General features: G+C 31.5%; 20 protein-coding genes. 13 read left to right on the top strand and 7 right to left on the bottom strand.

The genetic code is table 11. From position 1 onward, the window contains the following. The first annotated feature begins 161 nt into the window (after positions 1-161). Both WA327_RS12755 and WA327_RS12750 read left to right on the top strand, forming a co-directional pair. The gene (locus tag WA327_RS12755; RefSeq protein WP_336070338.1) at positions 162-2,933 is read left to right on the top strand and encodes a T9SS type A sorting domain-containing protein; all 2,772 of its coding nucleotides are present in this window, start codon (positions 162-164) and stop codon (positions 2,931-2,933) included. Positions 2,934-2,941: 8 nt separating this feature from the next. Next, positions 2,942-3,487 carry a hypothetical protein gene (locus tag WA327_RS12750; protein ID WP_336070336.1) on the top strand — a complete coding sequence of 182 codons (546 nt, stop codon included), beginning with the start codon at positions 2,942-2,944 and terminating at the stop codon, positions 3,485-3,487. A 67-nt stretch (positions 3,488-3,554) separates the two neighbouring features. On the opposite strand, the gene WA327_RS12745 is transcribed toward WA327_RS12750, so the two are convergent. The 7 genes from WA327_RS12745 to WA327_RS12715 form a co-directional block, all read right to left on the bottom strand. Then, positions 3,555-3,917, bottom strand: a complete 363-nt coding sequence (locus tag WA327_RS12745) for a hypothetical protein (protein WP_336070334.1) — start codon at positions 3,915-3,917, stop codon at positions 3,555-3,557. A 147-nt stretch (positions 3,918-4,064) separates the two neighbouring features. Next, positions 4,065-5,183, bottom strand: a complete 1,119-nt coding sequence (dnaN, locus tag WA327_RS12740) for a DNA polymerase III subunit beta (RefSeq protein WP_027879870.1) — start codon at positions 5,181-5,183, stop codon at positions 4,065-4,067. An 87-nt stretch (positions 5,184-5,270) separates the two neighbouring features. After that, a complete protein-coding gene (gene gldG / locus WA327_RS12735) occupies positions 5,271-6,947 on the bottom strand; it encodes a gliding motility-associated ABC transporter substrate-binding protein GldG (RefSeq protein ID WP_336070331.1) in 1,677 nt (558 codons plus the stop codon). Beyond that, a complete protein-coding gene (locus WA327_RS12730) occupies positions 6,940-7,425 on the bottom strand; it encodes a hypothetical protein (RefSeq protein WP_336070329.1) in 486 nt (161 codons plus the stop codon). Before WA327_RS12730 ends, gldG begins: the two co-directional genes overlap by 8 nt. Next, entirely contained in the window at positions 7,422-8,141 is a 720-nt protein-coding gene (gene gldF, locus WA327_RS12725; protein WP_336070327.1) for a gliding motility-associated ABC transporter permease subunit GldF, read from the bottom strand. Before gldF ends, WA327_RS12730 begins: the two co-directional genes overlap by 4 nt. A 125-nt stretch (positions 8,142-8,266) precedes the next feature. Next, positions 8,267-8,563: an antibiotic biosynthesis monooxygenase family protein gene (locus tag WA327_RS12720; protein ID WP_336070325.1), complete on the bottom strand. Its 297-nt coding sequence runs from the start codon at positions 8,561-8,563 to the stop codon at positions 8,267-8,269. A 7-nt stretch (positions 8,564-8,570) separates the two neighbouring features. Then, positions 8,571-9,404 (bottom strand): SAM-dependent chlorinase/fluorinase, encoded by an 834-nt coding sequence (locus tag WA327_RS12715; RefSeq protein WP_336070323.1) that lies wholly within the window; start codon positions 9,402-9,404, stop codon positions 8,571-8,573. A 118-nt stretch (positions 9,405-9,522) separates the two neighbouring features. Here WA327_RS12715 and WA327_RS12710 point away from each other — a divergent pair, with 118 nt between their 5' ends. From WA327_RS12710 to WA327_RS12660, 11 genes are all read left to right on the top strand, one after another. Continuing rightward, entirely contained in the window at positions 9,523-10,476 is a 954-nt protein-coding gene (locus WA327_RS12710) for a PhoH family protein (RefSeq protein ID WP_336070321.1), read from the top strand. 2 nt (positions 10,477-10,478) lie between these two features. Then, on the top strand, positions 10,479-10,985 hold the full coding sequence (locus WA327_RS12705) for a hypothetical protein (RefSeq protein WP_336070319.1): 507 nt from the start codon (positions 10,479-10,481) through the stop codon (positions 10,983-10,985). A 3-nt stretch (positions 10,986-10,988) separates the two neighbouring features. Then, a complete protein-coding gene (locus WA327_RS12700) occupies positions 10,989-11,957 on the top strand; it encodes a phosphoribosylaminoimidazolesuccinocarboxamide synthase (protein ID WP_336070317.1) in 969 nt (322 codons plus the stop codon). A 375-nt stretch (positions 11,958-12,332) separates the two neighbouring features. After that, complete coding sequence (locus WA327_RS12695; RefSeq protein ID WP_336070315.1) at positions 12,333-13,550, top strand: site-specific integrase; 1,218 nt, start codon at positions 12,333-12,335, stop codon at positions 13,548-13,550. Between the two features lie 3 nt (positions 13,551-13,553). Then, entirely contained in the window at positions 13,554-14,753 is a 1,200-nt protein-coding gene (locus WA327_RS12690) for a hypothetical protein (protein ID WP_336070313.1), read from the top strand. A 133-nt stretch (positions 14,754-14,886) separates the two neighbouring features. Then, a complete protein-coding gene (locus WA327_RS12685; RefSeq protein ID WP_336070311.1) occupies positions 14,887-15,165 on the top strand; it encodes a helix-turn-helix domain-containing protein in 279 nt (92 codons plus the stop codon). 158 nt (positions 15,166-15,323) lie between these two features. Further along, the gene (locus WA327_RS12680; RefSeq protein ID WP_336070309.1) at positions 15,324-16,073 is read left to right on the top strand and encodes a hypothetical protein; all 750 of its coding nucleotides are present in this window, start codon (positions 15,324-15,326) and stop codon (positions 16,071-16,073) included. A 139-nt stretch (positions 16,074-16,212) separates the two neighbouring features. Beyond that, on the top strand, positions 16,213-16,404 hold the full coding sequence (locus WA327_RS12675) for a helix-turn-helix transcriptional regulator (RefSeq protein WP_105019085.1): 192 nt from the start codon (positions 16,213-16,215) through the stop codon (positions 16,402-16,404). A gap of 14 nt (positions 16,405-16,418) precedes the next feature. Beyond that, positions 16,419-19,664 (top strand): helicase-related protein, encoded by a 3,246-nt coding sequence (locus WA327_RS12670; RefSeq protein WP_336070305.1) that lies wholly within the window; start codon positions 16,419-16,421, stop codon positions 19,662-19,664. A 2-nt stretch (positions 19,665-19,666) separates the two neighbouring features. Beyond that, the gene (locus WA327_RS12665) at positions 19,667-23,047 is read left to right on the top strand and encodes an Eco57I restriction-modification methylase domain-containing protein (RefSeq protein WP_336070303.1); all 3,381 of its coding nucleotides are present in this window, start codon (positions 19,667-19,669) and stop codon (positions 23,045-23,047) included. After that, entirely contained in the window at positions 23,047-24,384 is a 1,338-nt protein-coding gene (locus tag WA327_RS12660; protein ID WP_336070301.1) for an ATP-binding protein, read from the top strand. Before WA327_RS12665 ends, WA327_RS12660 begins: the two co-directional genes overlap by 1 nt. Positions 24,385-24,519: the final 135 nt, after the last annotated feature.

Below are 24,519 nucleotides of genomic sequence, written 5' to 3'. Positions count from 1 at the left end.
TTTTAAAGTCTGCTTATTTGAGCAGGCTTTTTTTATAATATTTAGTGTAAGAATAATCTTCATAAATCATTCAGAAAGAAATTAGACCTATTCAGAAAAAAGCAAATTGAAAACCTTTAAAAGTGAAGTTATTTTGTTGTTGAATATTAATCTCAACTACAATGAAAAAAACATTACTCTTATTAACCTTTTTAGTGTTTGGTTTTACGCAAGCACAAACCATAATTTATGTCGATGTTGATGCAACAGGTGCAAATAACGGAAGCAGTTGGGCAAATGCTTACACAAGTCTTCATAGTGCTTTAGGAATCCAAACCATAACAGGTGCTCAAATTTGGATAGCAGAAGGAACTTACATGCCTGTTAATAAAAACACACCAATGCTAAACCAGTACGGAGTTAGTATTTATGGCGGTTTTGTGGGTACTGAAACGTCTCTTTCGCAACGTAGCACGGATCCTTGGGCACATCCTGTATATTTAACAGGAGATTTAGCGCTAGATGATACTAATGAATTACCTAGTGCAACATCTGCAAATAAAACAGATAATGCACCAATTATTCTTAAAGTAGAGCCTAATTCAGCAAGTAAAACTCAAGAAATTACTCTAGACCGATTGCATTTTGTTAATGCTTATGGTGGTAGTGCATTGTATAGCCATCCATCATCTTCAAATGAAGTGCAAAGAAAAATTACAGTGCAAAATTGTAGGTTTTCAAGAAATTATGCTTCAACAAGACCAGCAATGGATATTTGGTCTAATGAAACTGTAAATGATTATCCTTTTGAGTTATTTAATAGTATACTAGATGAAAATGTATCTAATTCAGGATATGCATTTGAATATCGTATCACAAATTATATAAATCTTGAGCATGATATTTTTATTGCTAATAATATGTTTATAGGTAACAAAGTAGAAACTGCTAATGCTTCAGGTAGTGTGGCACGTTTTATAAGTGCAACAGGTGGTTCAACAAGATTAAATGTGTATTTTCAAAATAACACCTTAACTTTAAATGAAGAAGGTAGCAATGTAACATCTGATGTAGCTAGTCCAATACGTTTTGAGACAGTTGGTTCAGCAGAAACAATAGGGTTTTGGGGTAATAATTTATATTACAGTAACTATGGAACATCTGACTATATAGGAACTCAAGATACAAGTTCCTCAACTATTTCAACTGGTTATGCCAATGCATCAGAGTTTACACCTGTAATAGGTTCGGCTAATTTACTAACTAATTACACGTTATCAGAGAGTCCTTTTGTTGATATTTTTTCTGGAGATTTTATACCTATTTCAGCTTATAGAGATAATGGAGAAGCAACTCATAACTATGGTTATTATAGCAGTTTTAATCCTACGACCGATTGTTTTATGAACCCTAGAAGAAATACAGATTCATCGATAGGGTTAGGAGCCATTCAATATACAGATACAGCTATGCTAACAGGACCAGGTAATATAGCGCCATTATCATTACCAGAACCACCAACCGTTATATACGTTGATGCAAATGCTACTGGAGCTAATGATGGTACAAGTTGGACTAATGCTTATACTTCTTTAGATGACGCTAATATACCTACTTTAGGTAGTGGATCTAAAATATTTGTAAAATCAGGGACTTATAAATTAACATCTGGTGAAATTAGTATTAATTCAGAAATAGAGATTTATGGTGGTTTTAACGGAACAGAAACTTCTGAAACAGATAGAGATTTATCTATTGTAAATACAAGTAATGCAACTATAATTTCTGGTGATATATTAGATGATGATATTTCTGGTGATTTTACGCAAAACAAATCAGATAATTCATCAAGTTTATTCAATTTAGCAGCTAATAATGTAATTATTGATGGTTTTGTTTTAAGTAACTTTTATACAACATCGGGTAGCCCAATTGTAAAAGTAGCCACTAACGTTTCAAATTTTGAATTATCTAATACGCTAATTAATAATAATTATAGCAACAGTATTTTATTTGATTGGAGAACTTTTTCAGGTACTGTATCAATCAATAATGTTGCCATTACAGATAACCAAACTAATAATGGTCTTATACTACTACAACATAACGATACCAACTCAAGTACTTTAGAATCCAATTGGTCTAATGTGTTGGTTGCTAATAATACTTATAACGCAGATTGGGGAGCAATTTGGTTTAGAAGAGGAACTTTAAATAATGATGGCAGACTATTTAAAAGTTCGTTAACCAATGTGTCTATTATAGATAATGTTAATAACCACGCATCTACCCAACAAGTTATTAATGTTAGTAGTGGAAGTGGTTGGGGAGTTTTTGAATTTAGAAACAGTCTTTTCTGGCAAAACAAATATAATGGAGGTCAATTAAGTACAGTAGATATTGAAAACAGTAAAACAGCTGAAGGAGATATCCAAACAGTTAGGGTATATAATACTATTGCTATGGTTGGTAGCGGTGTAACTTCTGGAACTTTTGATAATTCAAATATCACACTTTTAGACCCAACGACTGATAACTTAAATTTAGATGCCGAATACAAACCAACATCAGCTTCAAATTATATTGTTGATCAAGGAGATAACGCATACTACGATGAAGCTTTATTTGGTGATTTAGATTTATCAGGTAATGATAGGGTTTTTAATACTACAATAGATTTAGGAGCTTACGAGTACAATTCTACATTAAGTGTTGATGATATTTCTTTAGATGAAAACTCAGTAAAATTATATCCTAATCCAGCTACAGACGTTGTAAATATTAAGACTAATCAAACTATTAAAAATGTAACAGTTTTTAATGTAAATGGTCAAAAAGTACTTGATTTTGCTAATCAATCTCAAATTAACATTTCTAATTTACCAACAGGAATGTACTTTTTAAACATAACTACTAACCAATCAAACCAAACAATAAAAATCTTAAAACAGTAATTTTTAAAATGAAAAAATTAAACAAACTTGTAATTTTATTTTGTCTCGCTTTAACTGTCTTAAATTGTTCTTCAGACGACGATAACAACATAGAAGAACCTCAAAACACAAATGTTATTACTTTAAATAATGAAACTTATGTTGTTAGTTCTGTTATCGTAGAGCCTGCATTAGGCAATAGTACTTTTGTAAGTTTTATCAATAAAAATGAAACGGAGTTTTTAGATGCTATAAATAATGGGACTCAACTTGATAATGTTAATGTATTTAATATACGCATTAGTCAAAGTCCATTAGCAGAACAAACATATAGTTTTTCTGATATGTCTAATTTTCAATTTGAAGAAAACGCTCAAATTATTGATGGAGAATTAGAAGATGGTGATATATTATTAGATAGAAATAATTCTAATACTAATTTAAACGCATCTACAGGTAGTTTAACATTAGAAGTATACACTACAGATCAAATTGAAATTAGTTTTCAGTTTACAAGAAATGATGGTGTAATAGTTAACGGAACTTATAAGGGAGATTATCTTTACTATGATTAACTTTTAATATTTAAGTTGAATTAAAAACGCAACCTTTATAGGTTGCGTTTTTTTATTTTATAAAATTTTATTGTTTAATAAACTCTAATGTTGATAAATCATTAATTATTAGGTTACCATTTTCTGTAAAGGAGTAATTAGAAATAATTGTATGGCTATCAAAAATTAAAGTAATCTTGTTGTTAGAAACAGACCAATCAAAACTAATTGCTGTAGATACAATACCTTCTGCTGTTGTATGTTTATCTGCTGTGTAGCCAAAATCGTTCTCTTCAAAATGTATACTATGCTCATAAGTGTTATCGTAATCACTTCTTAACCATTTGCCAATCAAAATATTATTGTCGGTAGTTGTATTATCATCATCACTACTGCATGACCATAAAGTAAAACATAATAAAACTAATAATAGTCTATTAAAATACATCATTTGTTCTTGGATTAATTGCTTAGCAAAAGACTTAGAAAATTAGGGAAGCCTTTTACTGTTTCAAAAGTAAAAAATATCAAACGATTTTAAATAAAAAAAGCCACAACATTTAAGTTGCGGCTTTTTTTTAAATTTATGTAGTTAGGTTTAGCTATTTAACATTACCGGCATTACTAACATGGTTACAAATTCGCCTTCTTCAAGATCGTCTACTGGTGTTAAAATACCAGCTCTGTTAGGCATACTTAATTCTAATTGAACATCTGCAGAACTTAAATTGTTTAGCATTTCTGTTAAGAAACGTGAATTAAACCCAATTTGCATATCATCTCCTTGGTAATCACATGTTAAACGTTCTTCTGCTTTGTTAGAGTAATCTATATCTTCTGCAGAAATATTAAGTTCGGCACCAGCAATTTTAAGTCTTATTTGGTGTGTTGTTTTGTTAGAGAAAATACTAACACGACGTACAGAGTTTAAAAACTGTGTGCGGTCTATAGTTAATTTGTTAGGATTTTCTTTTGGTATAACTGCTTCGTAGTTTGGATATTTACCATCAATTAAACGACAGATTAATACGGTATTTTCAAAAGTGAATTTTGCATTAGAGTCGTTATACTCAATAGTTACTTCATCTTCATTAGCTCCTAAAATTCCTTTTAATAAGTTTAAAGGTTTTTTAGGCATAATAAACTCGGCTACTTGAGAAGCTTTTACATCTTCTCTTGAATATTTTACAAGTTTATGAGCATCTGTAGCTACAAAGGTTAATCCTTCTGTAGAGAATTGAAAAAATACACCACTCATTACCGGACGTAAATCGTCGTTACCTGCAGCGAAGATAGTTTTGTTAATCGCAGTAGCTAATACATGAGCAGGCATTGCGGTAGAGCTAGGATCTTCTAAGCTAACAGCTTTAGGGAACTCGTTTCCATCTGCATACGCTAATGCATATTTACCGTGATTAGAGCTAATTTCAACAGTGTTATTTTCTTCTACAACAAACGTTAAAGGTTGCTCTGGGAATGTTTTTAAAGTATCTAATAATAAACGTGCAGGAATAGCAACGCTTCCTTCGTTATCACTTTCTACGTCTAATACAGCAGACATCGTTGTTTCTAAATCACTTGCAGAAACGGTTAGTTTTGATTGCTGTAATTCAAATAAAAAATTATCTAAAATTGGAAGTGTATTGGAGTTGTTTATTACACCACCTAAAACCTGTAATTGCTTTAGTAAATAGGTACTTGATACAATAAATTTCATCTATTTATATATTCGTTAAAATCGGTTAATTGTTGTATTACAAATATATTGTTAATGTGTTTAATTAGGAAACAAACTTATTAACACTTATTTGGCGTATTTTTTCTTACGGAAGTAGTTAAAACTAAAACCAAAAATCCCTAACAATACCAATGGTAATAAGATGTTTAAGAGTTGCCATTTGGTTTTTTCTTCTGTGATTTTTTCTGAATTTAAAAACGCAACAGCAATTTCTTTTGATCGAATGTTTATAAGTCCGTTATCGTCAAGCAGATAATTAGCAGCGTTTACTAAAAATTCTTTATTACCAAAAAACTGATTTAATTTAGAATCGTATCCTAATTCTTTAGGTCCGTTTCTATCAATTTCATTTTTAATCACATCACCATCAGAAATTACAATCATTTTAGTTGGCACACTTTCGTTTTTTACATCTTTTAAATCGAAAGGTTTTACACGGTTATTATATACCGAAGTAAACTTACCTTCTAGTAATACGGCTAGATTTTGAGAACCTTTATTAAACGACGCAGGATCTTGTTGATTATTAACTTCATCTAGACTAATCTCACGCGGTGTTCCTTCTAATTTTGAAAGTGGCGCACTTTGTAGTAAAACCGTTTTTTTAACGGTCTTTAAATTGTTTTTTAAAGTATCTATCGGACTTGCAAAATCAAACTTTACATAGTTTAAGTTATTTACCACAGGATGCGTGCTAATACCTTGTGCTAATGGTGAATAGGTCCAAGGAAAACGCTCCGCTCTAGTATTGCTACCTTCTCCAGATAATAACACAATAGGCGCAGAGTACATAGAGCTAACTAACACAGGATTAATCCTTACGCCGTATTTAAAGAAAAAGTCGGTTAAATTCAAGTCTCTTGCTATAGCTACATTTTTACCAAAGTCGTTATACAAACTGTCTTTGTTCATAGCAACTTGGTCTATTAACCAAAGACTTTTACCGCCATTCATGGTATATTGATCCAATACAAATTTTTCATCTTCTGTAAAGGCTTCAGTTGGTTTTGCTGCAATGATTAAATCGAAATCTTGTAAATTTTTTAAGGTCTTTTCTGGGTTATTACTAACGCTATCTAAAGTAAAAGGCGCTATAAAATAGTAATCACGAAGTGTTTTAACATAATCTGCAATGTTTAGATTATCCATTTCGTTATTACCTTTTAAAACTGCTATTTTACGACGTTTAGGATTGACCAATTTACTAATACCATCTGCAAAAGCATATTCTAAATGCTGAACGGAATTGGTAACTAATTGCTGTTGTGTTTCGCCAATTTTATTTTTTACTAACGGAATTTTCACCGTAACCTCATCATAACTTGCTAATGCCCAAGGAAAAATAACTTCTTGACTTTGTTTTCCGTTTTCTTGAACATTTAACTGCATTGGTGTTAAGCCACGAGCATTAAGTTGTTGAATAGCTTGATCACGTGTATCTTCGTCCTCGGTAGGATTTATAAACTTAAATGAAATATTGTCGTTGTAAGCTCTAAACTCTTCTAACAATTGCTTGGTTTCACTTTGTAAACGCCTAAATTCTGAAGGAAAATCTTCACCTTCTAAAAAGACATCAATCACTATTGGAGTTTCAGCTTTTTTGATAATATCTAAAGTTGCTTCATTAAGCGTGTAACGATGGTCTGTTGTTAAATCAAAACGCTTATAAACCTTAGTACTAATAAAGTTTACAGCAATTATAGCAACAATAACTAAGATGATATGTTTAAGTGACTTATTCAAATTTTTGTTCAAGTTGATAGTTTCTGATAGATTGTAAAGTATCGTTTTTAAAGACAAATTCTAAACACTCTTGATCTTTGGTAAATGCACCAGGTTTAAAACCTAAGTTGTAATTCCATTTGTCTTCAGAGTTCGCTTTAATAGCATCGTCCCAACCGTACCATTCAGCTTTTCCTAATTTAGATTTTACTTCGGCTTTGGTTTTTCCTATAAAAGTACTGTCATTTAAAATATCGCTCATCATTTCAAAACGTTGCGCAGGATATTCTTCCCAATCTGAAGCATTAAAATATTTTTCGTGATGATAACTACTAAAAATATTTACCATTGGATATAACAAGTAAAAATAGGCAAAAGGTGTAATTACTAAAGCGATTAAAACGCTTAACCATTTTTTGTTGCCAATGGTTTTTACAAATAGCCAAACCAAGACAAAAGTTACAATAAACGATAGTATTAAAGGAACGGTAATGATCATGCTTTTTGACGATTTATAATATGCGTTGTAAAAAAGATAAATAGTGCTATAACACTAATAAAATAGATGATATCTCTGGTATCTAAAACACCACGACTCATACTTTTAAAATGTGCAGACATCCCTAAATTATCTATAAAATTACTTGAGGTAAAATCTGCTATACCTTCAAAACCTATATAAAAGAAAAAGCATAAAAATACTGCAATAATAAAGGCTACAATTTGATTGTCTGAAAGGGTAGAGGCAAACACACCAATAGCAGTATATGCAGCAACTAAAAATAACAATCCAAAATAAGACCCTAAAGTGCTACCAACATCTAAATTACCTTCTGGATTACCTAATTGATAAACTGTATATACATAAAGTAGAGTTGGTATTAGTGCTATGATAATTAATAAAAATGCACCAAAATATTTGCCTAAAACAAGCTGTAATGTGCTAATAGGTTTGGTTAATAATAACTCTAAAGTACCTTGTTTTTTCTCGTCACTAAAGCTACGCATGGTTACCGCAGGAATTAAGAAAATTAATATCCAAGGTGATAACAAGAAAAACGAAGATAGATCTGCAAAACCATTATCTAAGATGTTAAATTCGCCTTTAAATAACCATAAAAATAGTCCGTTAAGTAGTAAGAAAATTGTAATAACTAAATAGCCTATTGGCGAAGCAAAAAATGAGTTAATTTCTTTTTTTAATATGGCTAGCATTAATAAGTTTTAAGTATTTAAAGTTGTAAGTATTTAAAGTTGTAAGTTTTTAAAGTGAAATTGTTTAAAGCGTAAAGTTAATAGTTTTTATTCTGTTTTACTTGTAAATCGTTAGTCGTCATTGATCAATTTAAAATCGCTAATTTGTCAACACTCCAAGCTTCAGGTTTTGCATTAAACAAGGGTTTTGTTTTTGCCCAAACACCTTTAAATAATTCTGAATGTCTATAACGTTCTAAATCGTCTTCTGTGTTCCAATAACTATACGTAAAAAACACATTACTATTGTGTTTGTCTTGATATAATTCTAATAACTGGCAACCTTCAAAAGCTCTTATCTTGTGTTTTACTGTATCAAAATTAGCCAAAAAAGTAGCAATATTATCTTCAGCAAAACTCATTTTTACAATTCTTACAAACATTTTAGGGTTATTTTAAAAAGTTAATCGTTACCGTGTCTCTTAAGCCTAATCCCATTAATGTACTAGCGCCACCAACCGTATTAGTATTACTTTTATAAATAGCAATTTCTAAAAAATTAGAGCTGTTAAAGACAACCAAACCTCTACCTTCATCATGACGTTGTTCTAATGGAATGTCAAAATTGACAATATCACTGTATTTATTATGTATGGTTTTAAACTTATAGTTTCTTGCAGAAATCTCAAAAGCACGTCCTTTTTGTAACTGTTCAAAAAATGACCTTCTAATATTGGTAACTACATTTCCGTAGTTGTCTATGTAGATAATACTACCAATAATTTGTGTTTTTTCGTCATTAACATAAGGCACTAGTTTTTTTATTGGCTTAATGTTGTTAATAGCTTTACCAATAACTTCTAATGTACCGCCACGTGCAATATGACAAGCTACTTTTACAAACACATCCAAAACAGGAAAACTGGTTTCAATTTTATCATGTATGTTAATTTCAACAATCTTTTTAGGCGCAATAATATTGGCAATCATGCTCATAATTCCGTTGTTGGCACAGATAAAAAAGTGGTCATCAAGCTCTACAGCAATGTGCTTGTTTTCTGGGTTTAATTCAGAGTCAATACCAATAACATGAATGGTTCCTTTAGGAAAACTACTGTACGCATTTTGAATGATATAAGCAGCTTCTGAGATGTTAAATGGCGATACCGAATGTGAGATATCAACAATTCTAACGTCAGGCAATTCACTATAAATAGCGCCTTTTATCGCGCCAGCAAAGTGATCTTTCTCTCCAAAATCGGTTGTTAAAGTGATGATAGCCATTAATTTTGTTGATATTTTTTTAATATACAACACGCAAAAATTGCGTAAGTTTGTTTAGTAGCATTTATGCCAACAAAACTAATAAAATTGTACAGATTAATTTAAAATTTAAACGCTTTTGAACGAAATAATTATTGAACTTGAAGAGATTTCTCCAAAAGAATTTTTTGGAACTGGTAACGAACACATTACCACATTAAAAAAATATTTTCCAAAACTTAAAATCGTAGCTAGAGGAAATAAAATTAAAGCTTACGGTGACGAGGATCTTCTTGAAGAGTTTGATAGGCGCTTAAATATGTTATTTGAACACTTTGGGAAGTACAATAAATTAGATGAAAACACTATAGAACGTGTGCTAACAAGCCAAAGCAAAGAAGACTACACAACGTCTGAGCATAGCGGTGAAACTATTGTACACGGTGCAAATGGTAAAGTTATCAAAGCGCAAACGGCAAACCAACGTCGTATGGTAGAGTTGATGCGTAAAAACGATATGGTTTTTGCTATTGGACCTGCAGGAACAGGAAAAACCTATACCGGTGTTGCTTTAGCGGTACAAGCTTTGAAAAATAAAGAAGTTAAGCGAATCATTTTAACAAGACCAGCAGTAGAAGCAGGAGAAAATCTTGGGTTTTTACCAGGCGATTTAAAAGAAAAATTAGATCCGTATATGCAACCGTTATATGATGCGTTACGCGATATGATTCCTGCCGAAAAATTAGCCAATTACATAGAAACAGGTATTATCCAAATAGCACCATTAGCCTTTATGCGTGGTCGTACGTTGGATCATGCGTTTGTTATTTTAGACGAAGGTCAAAATACCACACACGCACAAATGAAAATGTTTTTAACCCGTATGGGAAAAAACGCTAAGTTTTTATTAACTGGTGATCCTGGACAAATAGATTTACCACGTCGTACTATTTCTGGATTAAAAGAAGCGTTATTAATCCTTAAAAATGTAGAAGGTGTTGGCATGGTGTTTTTAGATGATAAAGACGTTATTAGACACCGATTAGTGAAAAAGATTATAGAAGCTTACAAGAATATTGAAAATAGAGAGTAAAAATGAATCAAAATAAACTAGTCATATTTAGTTTTATAATTTTTGCTTTGCTTTTTTCGTGTAAATCTTCAAAAGTATCTATTGCAGAAGCATATAATACGCCTGAAGAATTTATTACAACTTTACAAAAAAATGAATCTATAGGAATTAATCCTTTAATATTTTATAAAGGTGTTAAATTAGGTAATCTTTTTGACGTTAAAGACTCTATTGCCGACATATTAAAAACGGATAATAAGGTATTAGGTTTTTTTTCAAAAAACTCACAATTTATAAAATCGAAACTTACCATAAATAATGCAACTGATGGTGTTGTTTTAATTTCTAAAGGTACGACAACACTTCTTAAAAATTCAGATAAAGATATAATTGTAAAAGACGGATATTTGATAAGTCGTGAAGCTTTTAAAAAACTTGAACCAAAGCATATAAATAGTATATTTGTTATGCCCAGAATACAACTAACAAATCAAGAGTCATATGAAATAACGATGATTCTTTCTAAATAAAAAATGAATACTGTGTCAAAAGACAATAACTCAATTACAAAGACCAACTTTAATTTTCCTGGTCAAAAAAGTGTGTACAAAGGAAAAGTAAGAGAAGTTTACAATATTAACGACGACAAATTAGTCATGATTGCAACAGATAGACTAAGTGCATTTGACGTTGTTATGCCAAAAGGTATCCCATACAAAGGACAAATCTTAAATCAAATTGCTACAAGTATGATGAAAGCAACCGAAAATTTAGTCCCAAACTGGTTAACTGCAACACCAGATCCAAATGTTGCTGTTGGACATTTGTGCGAGCCTTTTAAAGTAGAAATGGTGATACGTGGTTATTTATCGGGTCACGCTGCACGCGAATATAAAGCTGGTAAACGCACACTTTGCGGTGTAGCTATGCCAGAAGGTATGAAGGAGAATGACAAATTCCCAGAGCCTATCATTACACCAGCAACCAAAGCAGAAATGGGTGATCATGATGAAGACATCTCGCGCGAAGATATTTTAAAACGCGGTATTGTTAGCGAAGCAGATTACACCGTTTTAGAAGATTACACACGCAAATTATTTGCAAGAGGAACTGAAATTGCTGCAAAACGCGGACTAATTTTAGTAGATACTAAATACGAATTTGGTAAAACTAAAGACGGTAAGATAGTCTTGATAGACGAGATACACACGCCAGACTCTTCACGTTATTTTTATGCCGATGGTTACCAAGAACGTCAAGATAATAACGAAGCCCAAAAACAACTGTCTAAAGAGTTTGTACGCCAATGGTTAATTGCTAATAATTTTCAAGGGTTAGAAGGACAAACTGTACCAAAAATGAGTGATGAGTATATCAAATCTGTATCTGACCGTTACATAGAGTTATACGAAAACATTATGGGCGAAACTTTTGTAAAAGCAGACGTCTCTAACATAGAAAGTAGGATAGAAGCTAATGTGTTAGATTATTTAAACGCTTAGATTTTTAAATAAAATATATCAATAAAAAAAGCTCACGTTTTGTGAGCTTTTTTTTATGGGTTTTGTTTAGCGGTCTAATATAATCATCAGTTGCGAGATTAAAGTTAAAGATTTTTGGTTGAGCACTAACGTTAGCAATTCCGAGTGGATTACGACGCAGTCAAATCTGCCGTAATTGCGGTTATACATTGTTATATAGTATTATCACTCATTTTTATCAAATTGCTTTTAAGACCTTTATTTATAAGGTTTTTATGTTTTTAGTCAATGCAAAATAAAGCAATAAAATGCTACTAAATGTTAGGTTTGTTGTACCTATTGTTGTACCTTCGTATTGCGTTGCACCCATTTGCACCGCCTATTAATCAGGGTTTTATGTCTTCAATTAAAGTAGTATTAAGAAAAAACAAGATAGATAAAGCTGGACTTGCACCTCTTTATTTACGAGTAATCAAAAACAGAAAAACTAAATTCATCTCATTAAGTGTAAAACTACAACCTAACGAATGGGATGAAGATAAGCAAAAAGTAAAGAAGAATCATAAAACTTCAACAAGGTTAAACGCATACATTTCAAGGAAGATAGCAGATGCAGAAGGCGAGATTGCAGACCTTGAAAGAAGAAATCAATCTACATCAGCAAGAAGAATAAAAGAGGCCATTAAGGGTAAACCCTTAATTAACTTTTTTGAGTTTGCTTATGATAGATGCGAGAAGCTTAAAGATACTGTTACGCTATCTACTTACAGAAGCTATAAAAACAATATAGAAAAATTTGAAAGGTTTATAGGGCATCGTGAAATAATGTTTGATGATATTACAGCAACAACCCTAAAAAATTATGCTTCACATTGCAGTTCTAAATTAGGCAACAATAACACAACTATAAATTATGCGTTTAGAATCCTAAATTTAATGTTTAGAGAGGCTAAAAGCGAAGATTTAATATCTAATGAACTTGCACCCTTTACAAAGTTTAAAGTAAAGAAAAACAAGACTACAAAGCGTTATTTAAGCGAAGAACAGTTTGAAGCTTTTATGAATTTAGAAGTACCACAAGAACATAAAGCACAAGTTATCAAAGATATGTTTATCTTTTCTGTTTTTTCTGGAGGGTTACGTTTTGGTGATGTTATCGAATTACAATGGAAAAACTACGATAGCAAAAATCATAGAATCACAAAAACAATAAGAAAAACCAAAAGGCAGCATAGCATTAGGATAGGTCAAAAAGCGGTTGATATTTTAAAGAAGTATGCAACCGAAAATCAAAAACAAAACGATATAATTTTTCCGTTTGCTAAAGTCGATGAGCTATATTTTAAAGACAGAGAACACAGAAGCTTAATAACCAATAGGGCAATTTCTTTAAGCAATATGTATCTAAGTAGAATGGGGGAAGAATTAGAGTTACCTTTCAATCTTTCGTTTCATATTAGCCGACATACATTTGCTACCAGAGCTTTAAACAATGGTATGCGAATAGAACACGTATCAAAATTAATGGACCATACAGATATTGGTATCACTCAAGTGTATGCAAAAATTATAAGTAGTGAGTTAGATAACGCAGTCGATAAATACATCAATTAGCCTATGTACGGACAACCAAGTAAAAAAATGGAAATCAAGGAAAAAGCAAGAACATATGCAAATAAGCTGTTTCCTTCAATTTTATGGATTATAGAGAGTCCTTATGATTATCAATATGGGAAAGAGATTAAATTGTCTAACCCTAATGAGGTATTCCCAAATGTAAGATTAGATATTGTTTTTGAAAGTTTTACACATCCTCAAAAAACATTTCTATTTGAATTATTGGATAAACGTTTCGATGTTTTTATGAATAGGAAATGGTATGACTTTAATTCATTAACAACTCGTGTTTTTCAAGAAAATTTTAAATCAATGAAGATTCCAGAAGAATTGGAGTTTTTGTCAAGTAAGGAGTTTTTAAAGGCTACTGAAAACATTATTGAAGAAAAGCGAAATAAGATTGCAGAAATGTATCAGCAAATGAGGTCAGAACTAATTGATGAAGTTTTTGCGGATATTGAACCCTCACAAGATATTGAAGAACCAGATGATACAAATAGGTTATATAATATTTTGGATGATGTTCGTAGAAAAGACCATTCTTATTTAGAGCTATACAGTATAATAAAAAAAGAAACAGAGCTTGATCCTGTTGCGCTTCAATACTTGTACAAGGATATTGAAATTTATGCTTTTTCGGCTAAAGAAATGCACGAAGCTACATTTCTTCCTGATGAAGTAGATGCGGCACTAAAGAAATTACGTGATAATGGGAAATCTACTGAAGATTTAATTAAAGAAGGATATTTAAGAGAATCTCTTTTAATTGATAAGAATAAGCAGAAGCAACCTACTTATATTATTGATTATGAAAAGTTGCTTTTTCCTTTCGAGTTCTATTCTATTTATGATATGCTTAGAATAATTAAAAAAGAATTAGATAAACATCAAGGGACAACCAATGGTGATGCAACTTCTAAAGTGAATTTAGACAAACTGAAAGTTAATCTTTCTGTTCCTCAACTGGCATTCCTTTTTAAGATGATAAATGATTTAAAACCATCAATTTTTAATTTAAAATCAGAAGCAGAACTGCACAGATTTATTTCAGCTAATTTTCAAACAAAAAGTTCTGACCCAGTAAAAGGAATTAGTGAGAATAAACTAAGAATATTGTTTAATTCACCTGATCCTAAAGCTGCTGAATTTTGGGAAAAACATATCAGGACAATACAAGCAGAAATTAAAAATTTAAAATAATTTATTTTCATATAGACCCAATGAATATAAGGGTTTTAGTAAGGGTTATATAACCCTATGTAACTGTTTTTGCTATACTTCATTACACACATTTGCATTGATTTTATTGTTGAATTAAAATTTTCAAAAGCAAATGGAAGCAATTATTTTATCAAAAAACCAGTACGACGAACTTCTAAAGAAAATTGATGAAGTTAAAACATCATTAGACAAAAAACAGAAAAACCCTAAAGACATTTTTGTAGACAATCAAGAGTTTTTGCAATTAATGAATATTAGTAAAAGAACAGCTCAAACCTGGAGGGATCAAGGAGTTGTATCTTTTTCTCAAATAGGCTCAAAAATTTACTATAGAATGAGTGATGTAGAAAAACTCTTGGAGAAAAATTATCGCAAGGCATTCAAAAAATAAAATGGTGGGTGTTGTACGATACAATCAAAATAGTAAAGTCTTTAGCGAAAGTACCTAAAGAAGTAAAGAACGGTGTTAACGAGCCTTTTTATTGGAATAACTGTTTGTGGTTGCCTCGATATAATAAATTAGGCGAAATAGTTTGTTATTACTCGCATTTGAATAATTTAAAACTATGGTTGAGAGGTTCAGAATTATCAATTACAAACAGTCTTCAAAAATTCTATTGTAATAATAACCATTCGCCTTTTAGTTATTCTCAAGTAAATGAAGCGATTCATTATTTAATAGCGCATTTCGACTGTGATTTAAGTGCTGCAGAAGTAAAAAAGGTAGCAGTTGGTACTGTGATAGATGCTTTTCCCGAAGATACCTTTAACAGTTGGGAGCAGTTTAAAAATATAAATCCATCGTTTATGAAAAATAAGACTAAAATTTATGGTGTTAATTTTAAGGCTACAAACTATAATATTAAAGGTTATGATAAAACTTATCAAGTAAAGGCAGAAAGTGGATTAACCTTGCCAAAAAGTGTTATACGTTTTGAATGTGAGGCTTATGCAAAATATTATAATCAAAGGAAGAATAGTATACCGATTTATAAACTTTCCGATTTAGTAGATAAAAACGTTTTCAAACAATTGTCGCTTGATTTGTTGGAAGTATATACATTGATTAAAAAAAATAAAGTAATAGATTTTGGGAAATTAAGTCCTTCAGAAATAAAGCTTTTAGCTACTTATGGTAATTCAGAAATATCATTAGGTTTAAAACAGCATCATAAGCATACTTACAAAAAAGAGCGTCAACAGTATTTGAAATTAATTAAAGGCTTCCCAGAAACAAAATATGAGAAGGAGGTATTTAAGAAACTTGAAGACCAAATTCACTTCTGTATAAACACGTGATTTTTCAACTTGTAATATACCTGAAAACAGGGGTAATTACTCTGAATTATTAGAGGTGATACTTTCTTGATAAAAATACAAAGCAAAACAGTGTATTTCTATAAAGTAAATAACTATATTTATCGTTCAATTTTCCCTTATGAATCGCATTAAAGAAGTTTTAGAAGAAAAAGGTATAAAGCAAGTCTGGTTGGCTGAAAAGCTCGGTAAAAGCTTCAATACGGTAAATGGTTATGTGCAAAACCGTACCCAACCAAGTCTGGAAGTACTGTATGAGATAGCAGAAATTTTAAACGTAAAGGCGAGTGACCTGTTAATAGAAAATCAATAGAAGTAAATAAGAATATGTCAAATATAGACCAAACAGACTTAACGTTTTTTACTAATGAAGAAGGTCATAGTTTATTAAATAGATTCAAATCAACTTTACGTGATACACAATTGTTCGATGTGTTAGTTGGCTATTTCAGGTTAAGTGGTTTTCATAGATTATATGATTCCCTTGAACCTTTAGAGAAAATTAGGATACTAGTAGGGTTAAATGTAGATAAGGACTCTTACGATATTATTTCACATCACCAAGAAATGGCGATGTTGGATTTAGAATCACATAAAAGAACCAAGAAAGTATATCAAAAGAATTTACTCGAAGAAATTGAAGATACTGAAGAACCTGAAAACAAACTTCAAGAGGGTATTGAAAAATTCATAGCTTTTTTAAACGCAGATTGTTCAGACCCTGAAATAGATAAAGCATATCACGGTAATGGTAAAAAATTAGAAATAAGAGCATATCCATCTAAAAATATTCACGCTAAAGTGTATATCGGAAAGTTTAAACCAGAAGATAGAGACTACGGATTTGTTATTACAGGTTCGAGTAACTTTTCTGAATCTGGCTTAATTGCAAATCGTGAATTTAATGTAGAGTTAAGAACAAAGCGAGATGTATTATTTGCTGAAAACCAATTCAATAAACTGTGGGCTGAATCTGTAGATATTTCAGAAGATTTTATTGATACTATTGAAAATAAAACGTGGTTAAGTGAAAATATCACGCCTTATGAATTGTACTTAAAGTTAATTTACGAATACCTTGAAGAAGATATAAATTTAGAAGATGAGTTCGACCCATTTCTACCTGATGGGTTTATGAAACTTAAATATCAAAGTCAAGCGGCCATACAAGCGAAGAAAATATTAGATAGGTATAATGGTGTGTTTTTAGCTGATGTAGTAGGACTTGGTAAAACATTCATTACAGCCTTATTATTACAACAATTATTGGGTAGAACATTAGTAATCTGTCCACCTGTATTAAAAGAATATTGGAAAGACTCTCTTTTTGATTTTGGTATTAGAAGTTTTGAGGTTGAATCATTAGGAAAGCTAACTCATATTTTAAAAAAGGGTACAGAACGTTACGATTATATTGTGGTAGATGAAGCGCATAGGTTTAGAAATGAAGGTACGCAAGCTTATGCAGACTTATTGGAAATTTGCAATAATAAAAAAGTAATTCTTGTTACTGCAACACCACTCAACAATACCATTAACGATATTTTTGCCCAACTTAAATTATTCCAATCACCAAAAAATTCAACTATTCCAGGGGTAATAAATCTTGAAAAATATTTTGCAGGTTTACGAACAAAATTGAATAAAGTAGATAAAGCAGACCCAGAATACAAGCATCTTATTAAAGAAATATCGGATGATATTCGTAACAATGTATTGCGTTATGTAATGGTAAGGCGAACACGTAATGATGTTATGACCTACTTTAAAAATGATATGCAAAAACAAGGTTTGGTATTCCCAACCCTTAACGATCCAAGCAAAATTGTTTATCAATACGAAGGTAATTTAGAAACCATTTTTAAATCTACCATTCAACAGCTATTAGAGTTTACTTATGCTCGTTATACACCTTTATTATTTTATAAAGGGAATAAGCAATTAACAGAATTTGAAAAACAACAACAACGTAACGTTGGTGGCTTTATGAAAGGCATTCTGGTTAAGCGTTTAGAAAGTAGTTTTTATGCTTTCAGAATGAGTATTAACCGTTTTATTAAGTCTTATGAGAATTTTATCGATATGTACAAATCAGGTACTATCTACATAAGTAAAAAAGTAGATGTATATGATTTATTGGAAAACGATGATATTGATAAATTAGAAGAGTTGGTAAATGAAGATAAGGCTCATAAATACAAATCAGAAGATTTTACACAGAATTATCCGGACTTACTTCAAAAAGACCTCGATATTCTAAAAGGTATAAAAGAGTTATGGTCATCAGTTAATGAGGACCCAAAACTAGAAAAGTTTATTCAAGACTTAAAAGCAGATAAAACACTTAAAAAAAGTAAACTTGTCATTTTTACAGAATCCAAAGAAACAGGAGATTACTTGTATGAAGCCTTATTAGAGGAGTTTCCAGAAAAAGTAATGTTCTTTTCAAGTAAAGGCGGTAGACATACTAACGATACGTTGCTATCTAATCACAATGTGTCAAGAGATATTATCCAATGTAATTTCGACCCTAACAGAAAAAAGAAAGACCAAGTTAATGATATTCAATTTTTAATAACTACAGATGTTTTAGCAGAAGGTATCAACTTACATCGTTCAAATGTATTGGTGAATTACGATTTACCTTGGAATCCAACTCGTGTATTACAACGTGCGGGACGTGTAAATCGTTTAGGTAGTGCGTTTCCTTTTGTATATATCTACAACTTTTTCCCAACAACACATTCCGATGCGCATTTAGGACTGGAAGTAAATATCACGAATAAAATTCAAATGTTTCACGATATTTTAGGTGAAGATGCTAAATATTTAAGTGATGGTGAAGAGTTTGGTAGTCAAGAGTTATTCAATACCTTAAATAATAAAAAAGCGTATTCAGGAGAAGATGAGGTTGGTGATTCTGAATTAAAATATTTAGAAATCATTAGAAACATCAGAGATAATGAAGCCGACTTATTCGAGCGTATTAAAAAGCTACCAAAAAAGGCTCGTAGTGGTTTTAATAATGATGATGATGATTTACAGACAATGCTAACTTTTTTCCGTATTGGCAAACTCAAAAAGTTCTATCAGTTTCAAAGTGGTAAATCTAATGAGGTGACGTTCTTCGATGCTGTTCAAGAATTAGAATGTACACCAAAAACGCCAAGAGCTAAAGTCCCTGAAAACTTCTTTACAATGTTGCAAACTAACAGAGCAAAATTCACGCTCGATACAACAGCAAAAGAAGAAACAGGTGGTAATAAAGGACGTTCTAATGCTAAATACATTGAAGACCGCATCATAAAAGATAAGCTATTTAAAAATTTTAAAGGCTTTACGGAAACCGATGAAGAATTCATAGCAGCAGTAAAGGCAACGCTTAAAGAAGGTAAAATGGCAAAGAAAACGGCTCAAATTGTAAAAAAAGAATTAGAAAAAGTCATAGAGCCTTTACAAGTATTGCAAGTATTACGCAAGTATGGTCGTATTCAGTTGGATATTACCAACAAAAACAATAAAAAATTTCAGAAAAGAGAAGTCATTCTTTCAGGATATATTACCAATAAGTAATTATGGATAAAAATTCAGCTATTAACCTAATTGATAAAACGTTTAACAATGCGTTTGATGAAGCACAGTTTACAAACTTCATACAAAACTTATTAAACGACTTTGAAATAAAACCGAATAAATATAGTGGCAATACCATTTGGGAAGACCAACGCGACCACGTAGGCTACTATAAACGCATTGGTAAATACATAGACCCGGAAGGCGAAGCTTTAGACGTCTTGATTGTTCAGGTAAAAAATGTTTCTAAACTGGAAAGAGCAAGAACAGCATTAAGAAACTTTGTGATTAAGCATCTCAACAATTTTGAGAAAGACTATGCTTTAGTGGCTTTTTATTCTAAAGAAGATGATGGGTTCGATTGGCGTTTTTCTTTTATAAAAATGGAACATCAATCCTATTTAGATGAAGAAAAGCAAAAAGTAAAAATGCGTAAGGAGTTTACACCTGCAAAGCGTTATTCCTTTTTGGTTGGGAAATACGAGAAATCACATACAGCAAAAACGCAATTGTTACCGCTTTTACAAAATATTGCGAATAACCCAACCATTTCAGAGTTAGAAAAAGCGTTTAGTATAGAACGTGTAACCGATGAATTTTTTGAACAATACAAAAGCTTATACATTAAAGTCTATGAGTATTTTGAAAAACAAGATTTATCCATTTTTCAAGACAGCCAATTAGATGCGTCAGGCTTTACCAAAAAGTTATTAGGCCAAATTGTGTTCTTATACTTTTTGCAGAAAAAAGGGTGGTTAGGTGTACCAAAAAACGAACGTTGGGGAAATGGCGATAAACACTTTGTGCAAAAATTATTTGAAAAAGCACAACAAGAAAATCTCAATTTCTTTAAAGACTATTTACAATATTTGTTCTATGAAGCATTGGCAAAAGAACGTGATAACGATAATTCGTTTTACCCACGTTTCAACTGTCGTATTCCATTTTTAAATGGAGGGCTTTTTGAAGCGCAATACGATTGGCAAAACGCCAATATTTCAATTCCACAAGATTTTTTTAGAAGTGGTGAAGAAAAAGAAGAAAAGCGTACTGGTATCCTAGATGTTTTTGACCGTTACAACTTTACCATTAAAGAAGACGAACCTCTTGATAAAGAAGTAGCGGTTGACCCTGAAATGTTGGGGAAAGTCTTCGAAAATATGTTGGAGATTAAAGAACGTAAAAGTAAAGGAGCCTTCTATACACCTCGTGAAATTGTACACTATATGTGTCAAGAAAGTTTAATACATTATTTAGATAATGCATTAAATAATTACAATAACACTTACCAAGAATTGGGTGATGACCAAACAAATATGTTTGGAAATCAAGGTAAAACAGGGCAACAAACCATACAGGCTGAAACCAATGAAATTATTGTACCCAAAGAAGATATAGAGCAATACATACGCGAAGGACATTTAGCATTAGAAAATGATGTACGTGTGGCAGAACGTGGGGAAACCAAAACCTATAAATTCTTATTGCCAGAAACTGTACGTAATAATGCCGATGTTATAGATAAAAAACTAACCGAAATACGCATTTGCGACCCAGCTATTGGTTCTGGGGCATTTCCTGTTGGTTTGTTGCACGAGTTGGTAACGGCTCAATTAATATTAAAACCACATTTAAGCTACAATTATTTAAAAGAAAAACTGCTAAAATTTGAACTTATAGAAAGCGAGCCTGCACTGAGCGAAGTCGAAGTGAGCGAAAGCCGTTATGTGTACCGCTTAAAAAAACATATCATACAAGAAAGTATTTACGGAGTAGATATAGACCGCTCTGCTATAGATATAGCACGTTTACGTTTATGGCTGTCTTTGGTAGTAGATGAAGACGATTTAGAACCTATAGAAACTTTACCAAATCTTGATTATAAAATCGTTTGTGGTAACTCGTTAATAGGTATGCCTGATGGTACAATGCGAGATTTAGAGGTTGAAAAAGAGTTAGAAACATTAAAGGAAGAGTTCTATGCAGTTACCAATGAGCAACGTAAAAAAACATTACGCAACAAGATTAACACAAAAATACGAGAACTGTTAGATACTGCTGAAACCTTTGCTGGGTACAAGATTGACTTTGATTTTAAACTATTTTTTTCTGAAGTATGGCGTGAAAAAGGTGGTTTTGATGTGGTGATTGGAAATCCGCCTTATGGAGAAATTATAAAAACTAATAAAGACTTTTTTAAAAATAACTTTATATCTGCTGAAGGTAAGTATGAGATTTATAAATTTTTTATAGAAAAATCTTGTACAATAATTAATAATGTTGGCTGTCTAACTTTTATAACACCTGACACTTGGACAAGTTTGAGCTATTTTAAAAAACTAAGAAAACATATTATATCTGATTACCATTTATATCTAATAACAGAAACTTTATATGATGTTTTCAAAAGCGCAACAGTTGATACAACTGTCTTCATTATTTCAAATCAAAATATTAACCCTAAAACTCTCTTGGTTTCAGGTGACATTAAATTATCTCAATCAATTGAATTGAACTATCTTAAAAATGATTATTCGATTATTTTAAAACCTAGAAATGAAATTGTAATCGAAATTGAAAAACAAAAAAATAGATTAGATGATGTGTGTGAAGTATGGCAAGGTTTAATAGCATATGGTTCAAAAAAGCAACCTAGAGAATGGTCATCTAATGAAAAGGAAACAGAATTTCATAAAAAACTTCTATATGGAGGTGATATAAATATGTTTAAAATTAATTGGGCTGGAGAATATTTAAAGTACGGAGATTGGTTACATCGTCCTCGACCTGAATATATTTATGCGAAACCTCATATTTTGGTACAGCGCATAAGAAACCCTCGTTTAAAACAAAGAATAAAGGCAGCAATTGACCGAGATTTTCATATTAATGGAACAGGAACATCAAATATTCTTCTAAAAGAAAATTGTAATCTAAAATTAGAAGAAGTTTTATGTTATATAAATTCAAATGTTATCAATTATTGGTTTTCATATTATTTTTTTGATGTTAATATAAAACCTGAACAATTAAGACAAATTCCATTACCATCTGAATCAATTGAACAGCTAGTTGTGTTAACTCATTATTTGGAGTTTACACAAGAAGCGTTTGATAATTTATATGACTTTTATTTTATCCTTTGTAACTCAATTATTTTTGAAGTATACTTTCCAGACAAAATAGAGTCCGCCAACAAATCTATACTAAAACACTTTTCAGACCTCAAGCCCATAAATGATAGTATGAGTGAAGAAGAAAAGTTAGGTATTATACAAAGTGAGTACGAGCGGTTGTATCACCCAGACCATCCTGTTCGTTTTGCTATAGAAACCCTAGACAGTATAGAAGAGGTACGTATTATTAGAGAAGCTTTAAAATAATGAGTAAAGAATCACAAAATATAGAATGGAAAGAGTCTTGGCGAGACGAGTACTTTAAATGGGTTTGTGGTTTTGCCAATGCACAAGGCGGTACATTGTATATTGGTATAGACGATAAGGGTAATACCAAGCATTTATCAAATGCCAAAAAATTGTTGGAAGACATACCTAACCAAGCTCGGGATATTTTAGGTTTAATGGTAGATGTAAACCTACACACTAAAGATGGTAATGATTATCTCGAAATTGTGGTAGAAGCTTATCCTTTTCCTATCAGTTTACGTGGCAAATACTATTACCGTTCTGGCAGTACCCTACAAGAGTTAAAAGGAGCTGCATTAACCAAGTTTTTATTGGAGCGTCAGGGAAAAAAATGGGATGGTGTACCTGTACCTAATATTTCGGTAGAAGATTTAAAAGAAAGAACCTTTGATTTTTTTCGGAATAAAGCATCAAAAAGTAAACGTTTAGAACCCGAAGATTTACAAGGTACAAATCAAGAACTATTAGAAGGTTTACATTTATATCTTGAAGATGAAAAAATGCTAAAACGGGCAGCTGTATTGTTGTTTCATCCCAATCCAGAAAAATACGTTACAGGAGCATACATTAAAATCGGCTTTTTTGAAAGCGATGACGACTTAAAATACCAAGATGAGGTAAAAGGAAATTTATTAGAACAAGCCGAAGAAGCATTAGACCTATTAAAAACAAAATACGACAAAGCCGAAATCACATATAACAATGGTGTTCGTGAAGAAACCTATGCCTTTCCGCAAGATGCGGTTCGTGAAGCATTACTCAATGCCATAGCCCATAAAGATTACAGTAGTGGCATACCCATTCAAATAAGTGTGTACAGTGATAAAATTATATTTTGGAACGAAGGGCAATTACCTGCCAATTGGACGGTAGATAGACTAACACAAAAACATCCTTCCAAACCATTCAATCCAGATATTGCCAATACGCTATTTAGAGCAGGTTATATTGAATCTTGGGGACGTGGAACCATCAAGATAATTAATGCCTGTAAAGCACATAAAATAGCACCACCCATATTTTCTAATACACCACCAGATTTTCAAGTGGAATTAATTAGATTTTCCGACCAAAGTTTAAAAGCTAAAGGGCTCAAAGAAGAATTGCGAAAGATTGTCTTGCACGTTCAAGAATTTGGAGAAATTACCAATTCAGAAGTTCAAAAAATATGTGACGTAAGTAAAGCAACGGCAACCAGATATTTAAACGAGCTAGAAGAAGTGTATTTAGAAAAAATAGGAACAACAGGCGTGGGTACAGCCTATGTTTTAAAAGGGCTCAATATCGGCTCATAACAAACAAATAATAAGGGCTCATTTTTATATAGGCTTAAACCGAATATATTCGAAACAGTAGTGGAATTAGGGGGTTCAAGTATTTTATAAGGGCTCATAATGGACTCAAAAAAGAAATAATAAAGGGCTCAATAT

The organism is Mesoflavibacter sp. CH_XMU1404-2 (assembly GCF_037029465.1).
Classification (GTDB): domain Bacteria; phylum Bacteroidota; class Bacteroidia; order Flavobacteriales; family Flavobacteriaceae; genus Mesoflavibacter.
The sequence above is the reverse complement of the archived record's forward strand: the minus strand, read 5'-3'. Positions and strand labels throughout refer to the sequence as shown.